Source organism: Anaerostipes sp. AF04-45 (assembly GCF_003461725.1).
GTDB lineage: Bacteria > Bacillota > Clostridia > Lachnospirales > Lachnospiraceae > Anaerostipes > Anaerostipes caccae.
On the sequence record NZ_QTXQ01000002.1, the window covers coordinates 1 to 13,608 of the forward strand.

Annotated in this window: 15 protein-coding genes and 1 pseudogene; 1 reads left to right on the forward strand and 15 read right to left on the reverse strand. The window is 44.7% G+C overall.

What is annotated here, in order from left to right; genetic code table 11:
* The 12 genes and pseudogenes from DWV34_RS17535 to DWV34_RS02935 form a co-directional block, all read right to left on the reverse strand.
* Window positions 1-323: pseudogene (locus tag DWV34_RS17535) on the reverse strand (hypothetical protein); the annotation flags it as partial.
* 123 nt (window positions 324-446) lie between these two features.
* Window positions 447-1,232: a hypothetical protein gene (locus DWV34_RS17540; RefSeq protein ID WP_225103688.1), complete on the reverse strand. Its 786-nt coding sequence runs from the start codon at window positions 1,230-1,232 to the stop codon at window positions 447-449.
* Window positions 1,207-1,464, reverse strand: coding sequence for a hypothetical protein (locus tag DWV34_RS02895; protein WP_118475446.1), 258 nt, complete (start codon window positions 1,462-1,464; stop codon window positions 1,207-1,209). Before DWV34_RS02895 ends, DWV34_RS17540 begins: the two co-directional genes overlap by 26 nt.
* Window positions 1,465-1,629: 165 nt before the next feature.
* Window positions 1,630-2,340: an acyl-[acyl-carrier-protein] thioesterase gene (locus tag DWV34_RS02900; RefSeq protein ID WP_009289434.1), complete on the reverse strand. Its 711-nt coding sequence runs from the start codon at window positions 2,338-2,340 to the stop codon at window positions 1,630-1,632.
* A 62-nt stretch (window positions 2,341-2,402) separates the two neighbouring features.
* On the reverse strand, window positions 2,403-3,059 hold the full coding sequence (locus DWV34_RS02905) for a hypothetical protein (protein ID WP_009289433.1): 657 nt from the start codon (window positions 3,057-3,059) through the stop codon (window positions 2,403-2,405).
* Window positions 3,060-3,075: 16 nt separating this feature from the next.
* Window positions 3,076-3,516 carry a hypothetical protein gene (locus DWV34_RS02910; protein ID WP_006566649.1) on the reverse strand — a complete coding sequence of 147 codons (441 nt, stop codon included), beginning with the start codon at window positions 3,514-3,516 and terminating at the stop codon, window positions 3,076-3,078.
* 68 nt (window positions 3,517-3,584) lie between these two features.
* Window positions 3,585-4,142 carry a TetR/AcrR family transcriptional regulator gene (locus tag DWV34_RS02915; RefSeq protein ID WP_009289431.1) on the reverse strand — a complete coding sequence of 186 codons (558 nt, stop codon included), beginning with the start codon at window positions 4,140-4,142 and terminating at the stop codon, window positions 3,585-3,587.
* Between the two features lie 65 nt (window positions 4,143-4,207).
* Window positions 4,208-4,549, reverse strand: a complete 342-nt coding sequence (locus DWV34_RS02920) for a hypothetical protein (RefSeq protein WP_233444270.1) — start codon at window positions 4,547-4,549, stop codon at window positions 4,208-4,210.
* Window positions 4,550-4,580: 31 nt separating this feature from the next.
* Window positions 4,581-4,688 (reverse strand): helix-turn-helix domain-containing protein, encoded by a 108-nt coding sequence (locus DWV34_RS17545; protein WP_233444269.1) that lies wholly within the window; start codon window positions 4,686-4,688, stop codon window positions 4,581-4,583.
* A 95-nt stretch (window positions 4,689-4,783) separates the two neighbouring features.
* Window positions 4,784-5,554: a Cof-type HAD-IIB family hydrolase gene (locus DWV34_RS02925; RefSeq protein WP_009289429.1), complete on the reverse strand. Its 771-nt coding sequence runs from the start codon at window positions 5,552-5,554 to the stop codon at window positions 4,784-4,786.
* 82 nt (window positions 5,555-5,636) lie between these two features.
* The gene (leuS, locus tag DWV34_RS02930) at window positions 5,637-8,048 is read right to left on the reverse strand and encodes a leucine--tRNA ligase (RefSeq protein WP_118475448.1); all 2,412 of its coding nucleotides are present in this window, start codon (window positions 8,046-8,048) and stop codon (window positions 5,637-5,639) included.
* 179 nt (window positions 8,049-8,227) lie between these two features.
* Window positions 8,228-9,727 carry a L,D-transpeptidase gene (locus tag DWV34_RS02935; RefSeq protein WP_009289427.1) on the reverse strand — a complete coding sequence of 500 codons (1,500 nt, stop codon included), beginning with the start codon at window positions 9,725-9,727 and terminating at the stop codon, window positions 8,228-8,230.
* A gap of 122 nt (window positions 9,728-9,849) precedes the next feature.
* Here DWV34_RS02935 and DWV34_RS02940 point away from each other — a divergent pair, with 122 nt between their 5' ends.
* Complete coding sequence (locus tag DWV34_RS02940; protein WP_006566643.1) at window positions 9,850-10,218, forward strand: VOC family protein; 369 nt, start codon at window positions 9,850-9,852, stop codon at window positions 10,216-10,218.
* A gap of 76 nt (window positions 10,219-10,294) precedes the next feature.
* On the opposite strand, the gene DWV34_RS02945 is transcribed toward DWV34_RS02940, so the two are convergent.
* From DWV34_RS02945 to DWV34_RS02955, 3 genes are all read right to left on the reverse strand, one after another.
* On the reverse strand, window positions 10,295-11,674 hold the full coding sequence (locus tag DWV34_RS02945; RefSeq protein ID WP_118475450.1) for an aminopeptidase: 1,380 nt from the start codon (window positions 11,672-11,674) through the stop codon (window positions 10,295-10,297).
* Window positions 11,675-11,707: 33 nt separating this feature from the next.
* Entirely contained in the window at window positions 11,708-12,058 is a 351-nt protein-coding gene (locus DWV34_RS02950; RefSeq protein WP_009289425.1) for an arsenate reductase family protein, read from the reverse strand.
* A 109-nt stretch (window positions 12,059-12,167) separates the two neighbouring features.
* Window positions 12,168-13,319, reverse strand: a complete 1,152-nt coding sequence (locus DWV34_RS02955) for a D-alanyl-D-alanine carboxypeptidase family protein (protein WP_022261284.1) — start codon at window positions 13,317-13,319, stop codon at window positions 12,168-12,170.
* Window positions 13,320-13,608 lie beyond the last annotated feature (289 nt).

Here is a 13,608-nt window from a genome sequence, read left to right on the forward strand (position 1 = left end):
CCGCTCTTGCTGATCACATGGTTGGCTCCGATCTGCTCTTTCGTATCATCCTCGATCCCGTTTACATCCCGAAACGGTCCAAAGTAAACCTTCGTGTAGAATCTTCCTACCCGGATATCGGTCTTTTCATGGAACGGCGTTCCCTCCATAAAGCTGTAATCCTCAAGGCTCGTGCCGTCCTGAATATATCCCTGATATCCAGGGTCAGGCTCTGCCGTTACATTGCTGACATAAGCATTCCCTCCGGCCGCTCCGATCCCGGGCATATTTGTGCTTTTATCTCCGATGGCAATGACAACCGTATCTCCGCCACTGATATGCACATTTTTCAGCTTATAGGTTTTAGTCGTTCCCGCAGCACTTGTCCCTATTCCAGGTGCATCTTTGCCTCCTCGTGCCTCAATTTTCCCCCCGGTTATATACAGGCCATCGAAGTCACCTCCGAATCATCCACCTATCCCCGGGCCACTGTCCGTTCCGGTTGCTTTGATATTTCCTCCTGAGATATAAATATTTTTTGTATATGCTGATGCATTATGGGCCTGTGTATTACATGCCGCCCCGATTCCAGCTACATGAGTACCTCCGCTGACTTCAAGATTTCCGCCTCTAATTCTAAAATTACAAAACCCTGCTTCACTGAGCTGTTGAACATTTGTCATTGTGCTGCCGATTGCTCCGGCATGAACCACATTGCCTTTTGCTATTAATGTACCACAATCATCATCACACTGATGCCCTTCCTGGCATGCATATTCACACTGTAAAATCAGCGATCCGTCCATACCATTTTTGGCAAGTGCTGCTCCTCCTGAATATCCTGAACTAGATCCGAAGTTGCATCCCCATTTATTTATACCCTTCAGTGTGATTGTCACATCTGCATGCGAAACAACCACACAGCTCTGCGTCGTTGCATTGCTTTCAATCTCTACACTATCAAATGTCAGTTCTGTCTTAACCCCTCTTGCCACAATCACGTTATAATTATTGGTTTTTCCTGTAATATAATAGCCGTTCGGATTCAGTTCTTTCTCTGCCTCTGAAAGACCTCCGCCTGATGCTCCTGTCTGATTGATCCTGATATTCCCAAGGCTCACATCCAGCATGGTCTGTCCTTCTTTTGTTTTCTTCAGAGGCTTTTCTGAAACTTTATTCACCAAAGGAACGATCGTCTCATCAGCACCCAGGAAGGTTTCTGTATTCTTAAATCTGCTTAAGCCCCCCCCCAATTTTTTCCATGTCTTTTGACGAATCTCCCGCTTGGGTACTGGTTTCGGTCTCCGATTCTTCTGTTGTCGGTTCTGTTTCCTCTGTATTTCCTATGTCCGCTTCAGGCTTTCTATCTTCTGTCGGTTCTGTTTCCACCTCTGCTGCTTCCTGTACACCGGCCTCGGCAAAAACCATAGCTTGTCCCGTTCCAAATACAATGACCAACAGGAAAACTAAAAATTTTCTTTTCATGACTATTGCTCCTTTTCCTCGTAATCTGACATTTTTTCTTATCAGGTATAGGTGCCTGTTGAAACAGTTAGATAAAAGAAAAATATTTTTATGCAGAAACGATACTTATAAAACTTCCTTAGTAAAAAGAAAAACTGGTATTACTTTTCATAATACCAGATAACCTCATTTCTTGATTTTAAATTCAACTACTGCATACGGCTTTCTTGTCTCATCACACAATTCCGCCACAATCCGTTCCTCTTCCACAGATATTCTCGGTATCATTAAGTCCCCCAGTTTAGCAGAATTTTTGTATTCAACTCTCACCTGCTGTATGTTTGTATATAGAGGGAGTTCATTCCACGCCTGCCTCACATACTGGCTGTTATTGACATGGTGGTTGCTGTCAATCCAGGATTTGGGTACTTTCAACCCCTCCTTTTCCTCCAAGCTGTCCGGAAGTTTGATTTTTCTGGGCGCATACTCCATGGGCAGCGCAGGCTCCGGGGCATATACCGCGATTTCCTCCGGTGAAGCTTTTACCGGACGGCCCGTCTCTAAGTCCATATAAACCCAATAGGAGTTGGCATAAGCCAGCATCGCATCATTTTCATCTTTCATCGTAAAATTTCTCAGGCCAAACAGACGCTCAAACCCCGATGCCCAGGTACTGGTCCTTACCAAATCCCCTTCCAGCGGGAAACGCTCAATCACGACCTGCCAGGAATTGAGCACCCACGCCCTGTTCTTAGACTTCAGATACTGCACTCCCACGCCCAAATCTTCTGACTGGAACACACTGCAGTCCTGAAAATAATCAATAATTCCCGGCACCGGAAGTTTTCCCTCCGCGTCTACCTCACTATATCTTACTCTGCTCTCAAATGTATACATAACGGCTCCTTTTTATAAGCAAATAACTGTCATGATCAGTGTAGCATAAGCAGAGAAAGGTATCAATTTTTCATATCTAAAAAACCAATCAGCACGGTCCATACATAGGCACATGTCTTTGGTATCATCAGCATGCCTGCCGTCGGAAACCGGTCGGAAAACAGAACAACCGGTATATAAAAAGCGAAGCTCAGAGTAATGGTAAGCCACATGAACCGAAATGGGCGGTCTTTCCCTTTTCTTGTCCTTTGATAAAATAAAATGATAATCAACAATCCTAATGCCGCAAACGGAAGATTCCGGTAGATTCCCCACTGAAGGGGCGCATTTGCACTGGTCCATTGATTTTGAGGCATCAGGCACAAAACGATTCGAAGAGCAGCCAGAAAATAAACAGCAGCTGTCAAAATGTTTTTACCGGTTACATGATAGCGCATTCTCCATATATGATAGAGCAGAATATAAAAAATCGTCATTGTTATGGAAGTTACCAGTTTTCCAATCCCCAAAGCCTGTGTATAATGTTCCAGCCCAGTAGTACATAGGGCGACCGCTCTCGGAATCAGATGAAAAGAATCTCCTGCTCCGAGGATCACAGCCATAATGCCGAAAACTTTATACTGCATTCTGCCCCGGCTTTTGCGTATCATGATGATCCCAAGTGAGATCACTGTGGTAAGATAAATTACATCAAAAATTGTTTCCATCACTGCCTGCATTGTCTTCTCCTCCTTCTTACATTTCCGCTGCCGCTGATCGCCGTCCCAGACTGTGAACCTTTATATAACGGCTGATAAAGCCTGTTCCGGCAAGAAACAAAGCTGTCCCCAATCCGGTATAAAATACGGCAATCCATGAGTCGGGCCAAATACCGGACATCCGGATACCAATGCCAAAAGACATCATAAAGGCCATGATACAAAATGATTTTACGTCAAAAAACTTCAGAATAAACTGCTTTTCCTCTGTATAATTCATGATTCGGGCCGTATGTTTCTTCACAAGTTTTCCAAACACCATAGCTCTGAAAACAGCAAACACTGCCAAAGAAATCAGGGCGTTTCGTACAGACCAATTCTGACGGTATGCGAGAATTCCAATTCTCAAAATATTGATTCCCGCGAATCCCCATATGATACCTGCTGCCAAAAGCAGCTGTTTTTTTCTTACCTTCATAATACCTCCTCAATAATGAACTTCGTTCACTTTAGTCTGTAAATTTACCTGCCAAACCCGGCAGGTTATTAATAAATAACACGTTTTATTATTTCTATAAGAGCGGAACAATCCCTCTTCTCTTCCAGCAGTGATGATGTGATATTTGTAAAAACAAGATCGACAAAACTTTGGGGTGTCAGTTTATCATTGAAGGCCTCTGGATTCACACACTGATCCATCTTTAGCACACGGCAAAGTTCAGTCTTCATATGGTCAAAATATTGTTCCATCTTAAGCCGCCCCGTTTCTTTCTCCCCTGCGGCAAAACTCACAGAATGCAGAGTAAAAAATCCAGGATATTGTTTTGAACCCTTTTGTATCCTTTCATACACCCATGCAACACTGTCCGCAAAATTCAGAAACTGAACAGAACCTTCGGGCATATGGAAAATTTCTCTCCAAACATTTTCCACAGTTGCAGTCAATAGCTCTGCCTTTGAGGGAAAATAGTTATAAACAGAGCCAACAGCTACACCGCAGACGGATGCCACAGTTCTCATATTCACTGCCTGAAGTCCTTTTTCCATTACAAGCTTTTGGCTGGCAGCCAGAATCGCTTCTCTGGAAGTCACTGTTTTATTCAAATCATCCCTCCTTCTATATTGAACATTGTTCATTATAGTGGAATTCACAAGGTATGTCAACATAACTACCCTATGATTTTTCCTCCCTGAAGGATATACCGCTCATATTTGGCTCTAAAAAACCAGCCGACACACAGCATAACCAATCCGACGATCAAAGCCGCTGTCTTCCGCGGTCCGTCCGGTGAAAAAATAATGGACACTAAAATACCGGTTCCTCCGCCCTCCAAAAAATCGATCAGCTTCTTTTTCTTCCATATGGCCTTTTCTCTTTTCAGGGAACCAACGACATTTTCATCTGCCTTCTTCCGGAACTCATCGCTGCCGAGTCTCTGTCCACTCAGCAGTTCGTTGATGCTGATCTCAAATTCTTCACACAAACTGAGCATCGTCGCAATATCCGGCATGTAATTTCCATTTTCCCACCGTGAAACAGTCTTATTCGTCCTTATTCGTCACTCCGATTTTTTCACCCAGTTCTGCCTGAGTAATGCCGCGCTCCCTGCGCAGCAGGGCAATAAATATTCCGATTTTCTTCTGATCCAAGATGATCCCCTCCTTTTTATGCTCATTATAACAGGAGAAGATCATTTTGTATTCCCCACAGACAGCGAAACACCTTTTATCGCCATTTCATTCCATTAAATCATTTTAAAATATTTGCATGCCTTTTCAATTCCATCTTTCTCCACATCATCTGTTATGTAATCCGCACAAACCTTGACGTCTTCCTCTGCATTGCCCATCGCGACCCCGATTCCTGCGTATCGGAGCATATCCATATCATTTTCTCCATCTCCAAATGCCATGATTTCATTCTGTCGAATCCCACAATCCTGTAGAATCTGCCTGATTCCGGCCACTTTTCCCCCGTTTTTTGATATGATATCGACCCCATATGGATTCCATCTGGTCATCTTGCAGCCATCAAGTCCCGCCACGATTTCCTCTGCCATTCTTTCCTCTGAATACAAAATAAACTGATAGATCGGCTCTCCGGAATAAGTGCCGATTTCAGGAACTGGTGTATTGATCGCTGCCTGTGCCTTCTCCACCAGCTCATCAATATAATTAATATACATTCTGTCTTTTTCAACCAGCATTACCGGCACCTTCTTCTCCTCAAACATAGCAAGCATCAGCTCAACATCCCTCTCGCCGATTGCTTCTCCGTAAAGCAGTTCTTTTCTGCTGTCCAGGCAGAGCTGCCCGTTCAGTGTAATGTAGCCGTCAAACCGTATATCATCGACCGGCAGATCTCTGATCTCTGACATATGTCTGCCGGTGGCCGTAAAGACCTTGACTCCATTCATTCTCATACTGTCTATGGCTTCCCCTGCGCTTTTGGGTATTTGACCGGTTGTATTAGAAAGCAATGTGCCGTCAATGTCTAAAAATACTGCTTTTATCATGTTCTGATTCTCCTTTTATCATCAAATCTAAAAATGGCGCAAGCAATGTCTCCACTTGCGCCATTTTCTGGATTCTCTTTTCTTATTTCTGCACGATATTTACGATTCTTCCCGGAACATAGATCTCTTTTACAACGGTTCCGTTCAGTTTATCACCCAATGCTTCTTTTGCTTTTGCTATAACCGCATCCTTCGCATCGTCTGCTCCGATAGTAATGGTTGTTCTCGCTTTTCCGTTGATCTGTACGGCAATCTCAACTTCATCGTCTTTCAGATATGCCTCATCATAGGACGGCCATTCCTCTGAAAATACACTGTCCGCATGACCAAGTTCCCTCCAGAGTTCCTCAGAAATATGAGGTGCGAAAGGTGCCAGCAGCACAATAAAGGTTTCCAGAGTCTTTTTGTCCACTCCGCCCTTTTTCGCCATATCATTGAGCTTATTATTATACTCCATGAATCCGCTGACCACTGTATTCAGGCTGAATTTCTCAAGCCTGCTTGTCACATCATATACAAGGCGGTTCCGCACCTTCAGCAGATCCTTTGTCTCTTTGACATCCTTATCCTTCTGATCCAGAACCACGTTGTAGAAACGGCTTAAGAAACGGCGCACACCGTCGATTCCTCTCTCGTCCCACTCCGCATCCAGTTCCGGCGGACCCACAAAGAGTTCATACATTCTGAGGGAATCACATCCGTAATCTCTTACCAGATCATCCGGTGAAACTACATTTCCTTTAGACTTGCTCATCTTAATTCCATTTTTACCGGTGATCATACCCTGGTTGAACAGCTTGTGGAACGGTTCATCAAAGTCTACTGCACCGATATCATACAAGAACTTCGTGTAAAATCTGGAATATAAAAGATGGAGTACTGCATGCTCCACACCGCCGATATACATGTCAACCGGCAGGTATTTGTCCGCTTTTTCTTTGGAAACCAGTTCTTCACTGTTCTTGCTGTCGATATAGCGCAGGAAATACCAGGATGATCCCGCCCACTGAGGCATGGTATTTGTCTCTCTCTTGGCCGGTTTTCCGCAGACCGGGCAGGTTGTGTTGACCCATTCGTCAATGTCTGCAAGCGGAGATTCTCCGGTTCCCGTAGGCTCGTATTTTTCTACTTCCGGAAGGGTCAGAGGAAGTTCTTCTTCCGGCACCGGCACGGCGCCGCAGTCCGGACAGTGAACGATCGGAATCGGTTCTCCCCAGTAGCGCTGACGGCTGAATACCCAGTCTCTAAGTTTATAGTTGGTTGTCTTTTTGCCCACTCCCATCTTCTCGATGATTGCAGGGGCTTCCTCTTTTAACACAGAAGATTCCATACCATTCCAATCACCGGAATTGATCATGGTTCCGGCTGCCTCTGTATATGCCTCTGTCATATTTTCGATTTCTTTTCCGTCTTTCGCAATGACCTGTACGATCGGAATATCAAATTTCGTGGCAAATTCAAAGTCCCGGTCATCATGGGCAGGAACACACATAATAGCACCTGTTCCGTAGTCCGCAAGAACATAGTCGGACAGCCAGATCGGAACCTTTTTGCCGTTGATCGGGTTGACTGCATAGCTTCCGGTAAACACACCAGTCTTTTCCTTATCCTGAAGACGGTCCACAGAAGATTTCAGGGATGCCTGGTAAATATAATCCTCCACTGCCGCTCTTGTCTCATCCGTAGCCAATTCTGCAGCCAGTTTGTGCTCCGGCGCCAATACCATGAAGGTCGCTCCGTGAAGCGTATCCGGTCTTGTGGTATAGACGGTGATCGCCTCGTCCCTGTCTTCCAGTTTAAAGTCTACCTCGGCGCCGTGGCTCTTTCCGATCCACTCTGCCTGCATTTTCTTCACTTTTTCCGGCCAGTCCAGTTTATCCAGATCACCCAGGAGACGGTCTGCATATTCTGTGATCTTTAACATCCATTGTCTCAGATTTTTCTTTGTCACATCTGCACCGCAGCGCTCACACTTGCCGTTGACAACCTCTTCGTTGGCAAGTCCTGTCTTACAGGAAGGGCACCAGTTGATCGGCATCTGTTTTTCGTAGGCCAGGCCCTTTTTAAACATCTGTACAAAGATCCACTGGGTCCATTTGTAGAATTCAGGATCTGTGGTATTGACTTCCATATCCCAGTCATAGACCGCCGCAATCTCACCGATCTGGCGTTTGATATTTTCTATATTCTTTGCGGTGGATTCTTTCGGATGCACGCCCATCTTGATGGCATAGTTTTCCGCCGGCAGTCCAAAGGCATCCCATCCCATAGGGTGGATCACGTAATATCCGTTGAGCATTTTGTAACGGCTCCACACATCGCTGATCACATAGCCTCTCCAGTGTCCCACATGGAGTCCGCTTCCTGACGGATACGGGAACATGTCCAGACAATAGTATTTCGGCTTTTTGCCGTCATTTACGTTGACCGGATGTTCCTCCCAGTGTTTCCTCCACTTCTGTTCGATTGCCTTATGATTATAAGGTACTGCCATAATTTCATCCTCCTAAACTGTATCTCTTGTCTAAATACAATATATAAAATAAACTAAATATACATATTAACTTATTCATTTTATCATATACCTGTTTGATGTCAATATTTCTGCTGTCCTATCATGAGAAAAAGCTGTCCGCTTCAAATAATACGAAACGGACAGCCTTTCTGATTTCATTAATTTTGTTCTGTTGTTTTCACTGTGGCTGTTGGGGCAGATGTCTCTGTCGCAGCCGGTATTTTCTGGACGGTAACCTTTACTGTTTTAGAAACTGTCTTCCCATTCATTCCTTTGTAGCTGATGGTCACATCATATGTGCCGTCTGCGTTTTGAATTTTATTCAGATCAACTTTAGCTTTATTGGAATTGATGGATGTTCCATTGTCTTTAATAGAAACAGCCTTTAAAATTTCCTGCTGCAAAGCATTCTTTGCTTCATCAAATTTATCGTCCGTCACCGTCATTGTGAACGTCTCTGGATTTATCTTTATCTCAGCATTCTTATAAGCTTTGACTGTAACTTTGACTGTCTTGGATGCCGCCCTGTAAGGCTTATTGCTGTTCTTCACCGTATACTTCACAGTGTAAGTTCCGGCTTTGTTAAACACGTAAGATTTGGCTTTTGAGTAAGACATGGTCGTGGCCTTCTTCTCACCCGGTTTTGTGATGGAGACTGTCATGGCAGAAGTCCTGCTCTTGCCGCTTCTCATCTTGGCCGTTGTCTTAAACACAGCGTTCTTCGTATTGATCGCAACTGTTTTGTTTGCCGCATTAGAAATCACCGGTGCCAGCGTATCTACAACCTTCACCTTGATCGTCTTGCTTGTGCTCTTTCCAAGGGCAGATTTTACAGAATACTTAATCTTGTATGTACCTAAAGATTTTGTACTGAATTTGGCTTTATAGTACTTTTTCTTCTTTGCGTTGTACTTGGTGACTGAATACTTCACTTTCTTCGTAAGGCTTTTCTTTGTCACGTTGTCTTTCGCCGTCACATTAGACTTCACGCTGTAAGATTTGCCGTACTCCACTGTTTTTTTCTTCTTGGAAGAAACTTTGATGGTCGGTTTTACCTTGCGGTACGGATTGTTCTTATCCGGATCTGTAGGGTCCCAATACATCTTTCTGGATGTAGATACTTTAAATCCTTTTGGTTTTCCTAACGGTCCCGGATTCTTACTGCTGTAAATCGTAACTTTTGTGCCCAGCTTACAGTTGTCATAGATCCACTTGGCATCCGCCACAGTTAACCGGATACATCCGTGTGATGCGGTCTTTCCAAGCTTATTGAACTGGACGGTGGACTGACTGGCCTTGCTGTGGCTGTAATACCATACAGAGTGGAATAAAATTCCTCCGTGAATCCTTGTACAATACTGTCCGTAGCTCGGCCCCATCAATGTCTGCCAGCGGTATTTCGCCGGAGTATAAAAGGTTCCGGACGGTGTATTGGAGCCCCCGCAGGACACCAAAAATGCCTTGATCGGTTTATACTTTCCTTTGGTAAGCTTATATACAGTGGCCACATTTGCCTGCTTATTTACCTTGATCCAGTACTTTGTCTGTGCCGCGCTGACGGTCTTTGCCTTAGCCGGACCGATTCCTGTCCCGATAAACAAAGACAGCATCAGAAGGACTGCTGTCAACTTCTTTAACTTGCTGATTTGCTGCTTCATAACTTCCCCTTTCGTCTATCCTAAATACTCTACCATTATATCCGCTCTCTTTTACACTTGTAAATAGCAAAAAGTATGTTATGATAAATTTAAGAAAATCGTAAAATATCAAGGAGGACATTATGATCGCATTTAATCACTTTAACTTCAACGTTCTGGACTTGGACAAAAGCCTTGACTTCTATAAAAAAGCATTGGATCTGGAGCCTGTCCGTGAAAAAAACGCATCCGACGGGAGCTTTAAACTCGTTTTTCTGGGAGATCAGACCACAGGCTTCTCACTGGAACTCACATGGTTAAAGGACCGCACCGAACCGTATAATCTGGGAGAACTGGAATATCATCTTGCACTGGAGACCGACGATATGGAAGCCCTCCACAAGCGCCATGAGGAGATGGGATGCATCTGTTACGAAAATCCTGACATGGGGATTTATTTCATCAGTGATCCCGACGGCTACTGGATCGAGATCATACCGAGCAAAAAATAATTACTTTTCAAACACCAAAAGAGAATCCTGACAGTTTTTTATAACTGACAGGATTCTCTTTTTATCTGCATAATGTTCAGCAGTTCCGCAGGAAGACTTCATACCCCTTTTCCACTTCATAGAGATCGGATTTGCTTGTGATCTCCCACGGTGCATGCATATTCAGCACTGCTACACCACAGTCGATGACGTCCATAGCATAGGAAGCCGGAATATAAGCGATGGTTCCCCCGCCGCCTTCATCCACCTTTCCGAGTTCCGCAGTCTGGAATGCCACCTGATTTTCATCGAACATTCTGCGGAGTTTCGCAACGAACTCAGGGTTGGCGTCGTTGGAACCGGACTTTCCTCTGGAGCCGGTGTATTTATTCAGGACCAGCCCCTTTCCGAAGTAAGCCGCATTCTTTTTTTCCATAACCTGAGGATAATTCGGATCAAAGGCCGCGCTCACATCGGAAGAGAGCATGTGGGAGTTCTGAAGGATTCTGCGGAGTCTTAACTCACTGTATTCTCCTGTCAGTGCTATGATCTCGGCCAGTGTATTTTCAAAAAATCTGGAATGCATGCCCGTAGCGCCAACGCTTCCAATTTCTTCTTTGTCCACGAGGATGCAGCAGGTCGTCCTCCGGGCGTCCTGTACATTCAGCATAGCCGCAAGGGATGTATAGGCACAAACCCTGTCATCCTGTCCGTAAGACATGATCATACTGCGGTCTAATCCGAAATCTCTGGCAGGTCCTGCCGGGACAACTTCGATCTCCGCTGACAGGAAATCTTCTTCCTCAATCCCGTATTCCTGCTCTAATATCCTGAGCATCTCTTTTTTAACCGCATCCTTCTCCTCGCCTTTAACCGGACGGCTTCCGATCAGTACATTCAGGTCTTCGCCCTCGATCACGACCTTGGCCTTCTTCTCCAGCTGCTGGGCGGAAAGATGAATCAGAAGATCCGTCACTCCTACCACAGGGTCAGTATCCTTCTCGCCAATGCTGATCTCAATCGTAGTTCCGTCTTTTTTGATCACAACTCCGTGAAGGGCCAAAGGCAGCGTCACCCACTGATATTTCTTCACACCCCCGTAGTAATGGGTATCCAGAAGTACCATCTCTGTGTCCTCATACAGCGGGTTTTGTTTTAAATCCATCCTTGGGGAATCAATGTGCGCCCCTAAAATATTCAGTCCGTCTTCCATCGGTTTTTCCCCGATCTGGAACAGGACAATGGTTTTGTCCATCCACGTGCGGTAAACTTTATCCCCCGGTTTCAGCTGTTTATTTTCTGCTATGAAATGCTCTAAATCCTCATATCCCGCTCTCTGAGCCAGCTTCACGGATTCTTTTACACATTCCCTCTCTGTTTTTCCGCCGGTGAGATACTCTTTATAGTCAGACGCCAAAGATTCCAGTTTTTCTATATCTTCTTCTGTATAAGAATGCCATGTATTCTTTCGTTCCATTCGCAATATCCTTTCTGTCTGTGAAATACTTTTTCATTTGATAGTATTGCCCCATTGTTCCTCTTTAAATCCAACCAGGACAAAGTCATCACCTATGACTAAAGGGCGTTTTACGAGCATTCCGTCTGTCGCCAGAAGCTCAATCTGCTCCTCCTCAGTCATTTCCGGGAGACGGTCTTTCAGTCCCAGATCCCTGTATTTCATCCCGCTTGTATTAAAAAAACGCTTGATTGGAAGTCCGCTCTTTGCAATCCATTTTTTTAATTCCTCTGCCTTCGGATTGTCCTCCACGATATGACGTTCCTCATAGGAAACCTGATGCTCGTCCAGCCATTTTTTCGCCCTTTTACAGGTTGTACATTTCGGATATTCTATAAATAACATTGTCTTATTCTCCTTTCCTTGGTTTATTCTCCGGTTATCTTATCATATTTCAGTTTAGAAAAAAAGGCAGTTGATCCAGAATCTCAACAACCTTTTCCTCCGATATTTTTTACAGGCAGAACTCATCCAGTGTTTTTCCGAGATACCACCAGTAATCCTTTTTGTCGATAGAATCTTTCGTAAATACTTTTTCCTCCCGGATCACCCTGCCGTTCAGCACATATTCAATCTTCCCCACCTGTTCTTTCTTCTTTACAGGTGCGTTAAGACTCTTCGGGATCTGGCATTTAATATCGACCTTTTCCCCCTTTTTCAGCAGAAGCGTCATGCCTCCGCCTTTTGCTCCTATGGAAACTTTATGCTCCATCCCTCCGTTGACATACAAGTCCGTCAATTTGCTGTAGTCCGGGATAATCTTGTGGTAGGAATAATTTTTGGCACCGTAGTCTACCAAAGTTCTGACATCAGACCATTTATAGGTTTTATGGGGAGGCCAGCCGCAGGCCAGCACGACCGCGATCATGGTCATGCCATTTTTCTTCACGGCTCCCACGTAGCAGTACCCGGCTTTGGAAGTGAATCCGGTCTTTCCGGAAACCGCGCCGTCCATCATGGAAAGCAGGGCATTGTGGTTATTGCACGTAAAAGAACGCTGCCCGGATGCATCATGAAAAGAATGGCTTTTGGCTCTGGTGATCTCCAAAAACTCTTTGTTTTTAATACACTGTTTCATGATCAGTGCCAGATCATATGCCGTAGTGGAATGAATCCCGTTTTTGTCGGTGCGGTCCAGTCCGTTGGGTGTGACAAAATGGGTCGACTTTGCCCCATAGGATCGTGCCTCTGCATTGAGTTTTTTCGCAAAGTTTTCGGTTGATCCGGCCGCATGCTCCGCCAGGATCACCGCACAGTCATTGTAAGACTCAAGCATCAGACCGTAAAGGAGGTCCTTAACTTTGTATTTTTCCCCGGCCCTGGCTCCCAGATGGACCTGTGGCTGGGCAGCGGCATTTTTAGAAACTGTCGCTTCCTCTTCCAGATTACAATGTTTAATAATATACAGGCATGTTAAAATTTTTGTGGTGCTGGCATTCGGCATTTTGGATTTCCCGGATTTATCAAATAAGACTCGTCCGCTGCCCGCATCCATCAAAATGGCTGATTTTGCATACAATTTTAACGTATCATCCGCCCGGACCGTGTGAAAACCGAGCTGCAGACACAAAAACAGAGACCATATTACACAGAAAATCTTCTTCATTCCATTTCCTCTCCTTCAAGCCAGCTAAGATATTTCTCTCCGTTATCGTGTAAAGGGCCTGTTAAAAACCGGCTGGGATAAAGGAGAAAATGTCATGACATTTTGACCAGTTTTCCGGCTTGCTGTCTCAGAGATGTAAGATTTTCGAATGCAATTGCCTCCAAACTGGTCAAAATGGACATAGTTTCTTCTGGAGAAGGCTAATGAATAAAAAATCTTACATTGAATAGCCCATTTTATTCGAAGAATACCTTTCCAGTAGCCATTATGTCCATTTTCTACATGATTG

Coding starts and splice junctions, on each gene's coding strand:
- DWV34_RS02935 (WP_009289427.1), bottom strand. CDS start 9,727: ATGAAGCAGCAAATCAGCAAGTTAAAGAAGTTGACAGCAGTCCTTCTG.
- DWV34_RS02945 (WP_118475450.1), bottom strand. CDS start 11,674: ATGGAACGAAAGAATACATGGCATTCTTATACAGAAGAAGATATAGAA.
- DWV34_RS02925 (WP_009289429.1), bottom strand. CDS start 5,554: ATGATAAAAGCAGTATTTTTAGACATTGACGGCACATTGCTTTCTAAT.
- leuS (WP_118475448.1), bottom strand. CDS start 8,048: ATGGCAGTACCTTATAATCATAAGGCAATCGAACAGAAGTGGAGGAAA.
- DWV34_RS02955 (WP_022261284.1), bottom strand. CDS start 13,319: ATGAAGAAGATTTTCTGTGTAATATGGTCTCTGTTTTTGTGTCTGCAG.
- DWV34_RS02895 (WP_118475446.1), bottom strand. CDS start 1,464: ATGAAAAGAAAATTTTTAGTTTTCCTGTTGGTCATTGTATTTGGAACG.
- DWV34_RS02920 (WP_233444270.1), bottom strand. CDS start 4,549: ATGCCGGATATTGCGACGATGCTCAGTTTGTGTGAAGAATTTGAGATC.
- DWV34_RS02950 (WP_009289425.1), bottom strand. CDS start 12,058: ATGTTATTTATAGAATATCCGAAATGTACAACCTGTAAAAGGGCGAAA.
- DWV34_RS02910 (WP_006566649.1), bottom strand. CDS start 3,516: ATGAAGGTAAGAAAAAAACAGCTGCTTTTGGCAGCAGGTATCATATGG.
- DWV34_RS02900 (WP_009289434.1), bottom strand. CDS start 2,340: ATGTATACATTTGAGAGCAGAGTAAGATATAGTGAGGTAGACGCGGAG.
- DWV34_RS02940 (WP_006566643.1), top strand. CDS start 9,850: ATGATCGCATTTAATCACTTTAACTTCAACGTTCTGGACTTGGACAAA.
- DWV34_RS02905 (WP_009289433.1), bottom strand. CDS start 3,059: ATGCAGGCAGTGATGGAAACAATTTTTGATGTAATTTATCTTACCACA.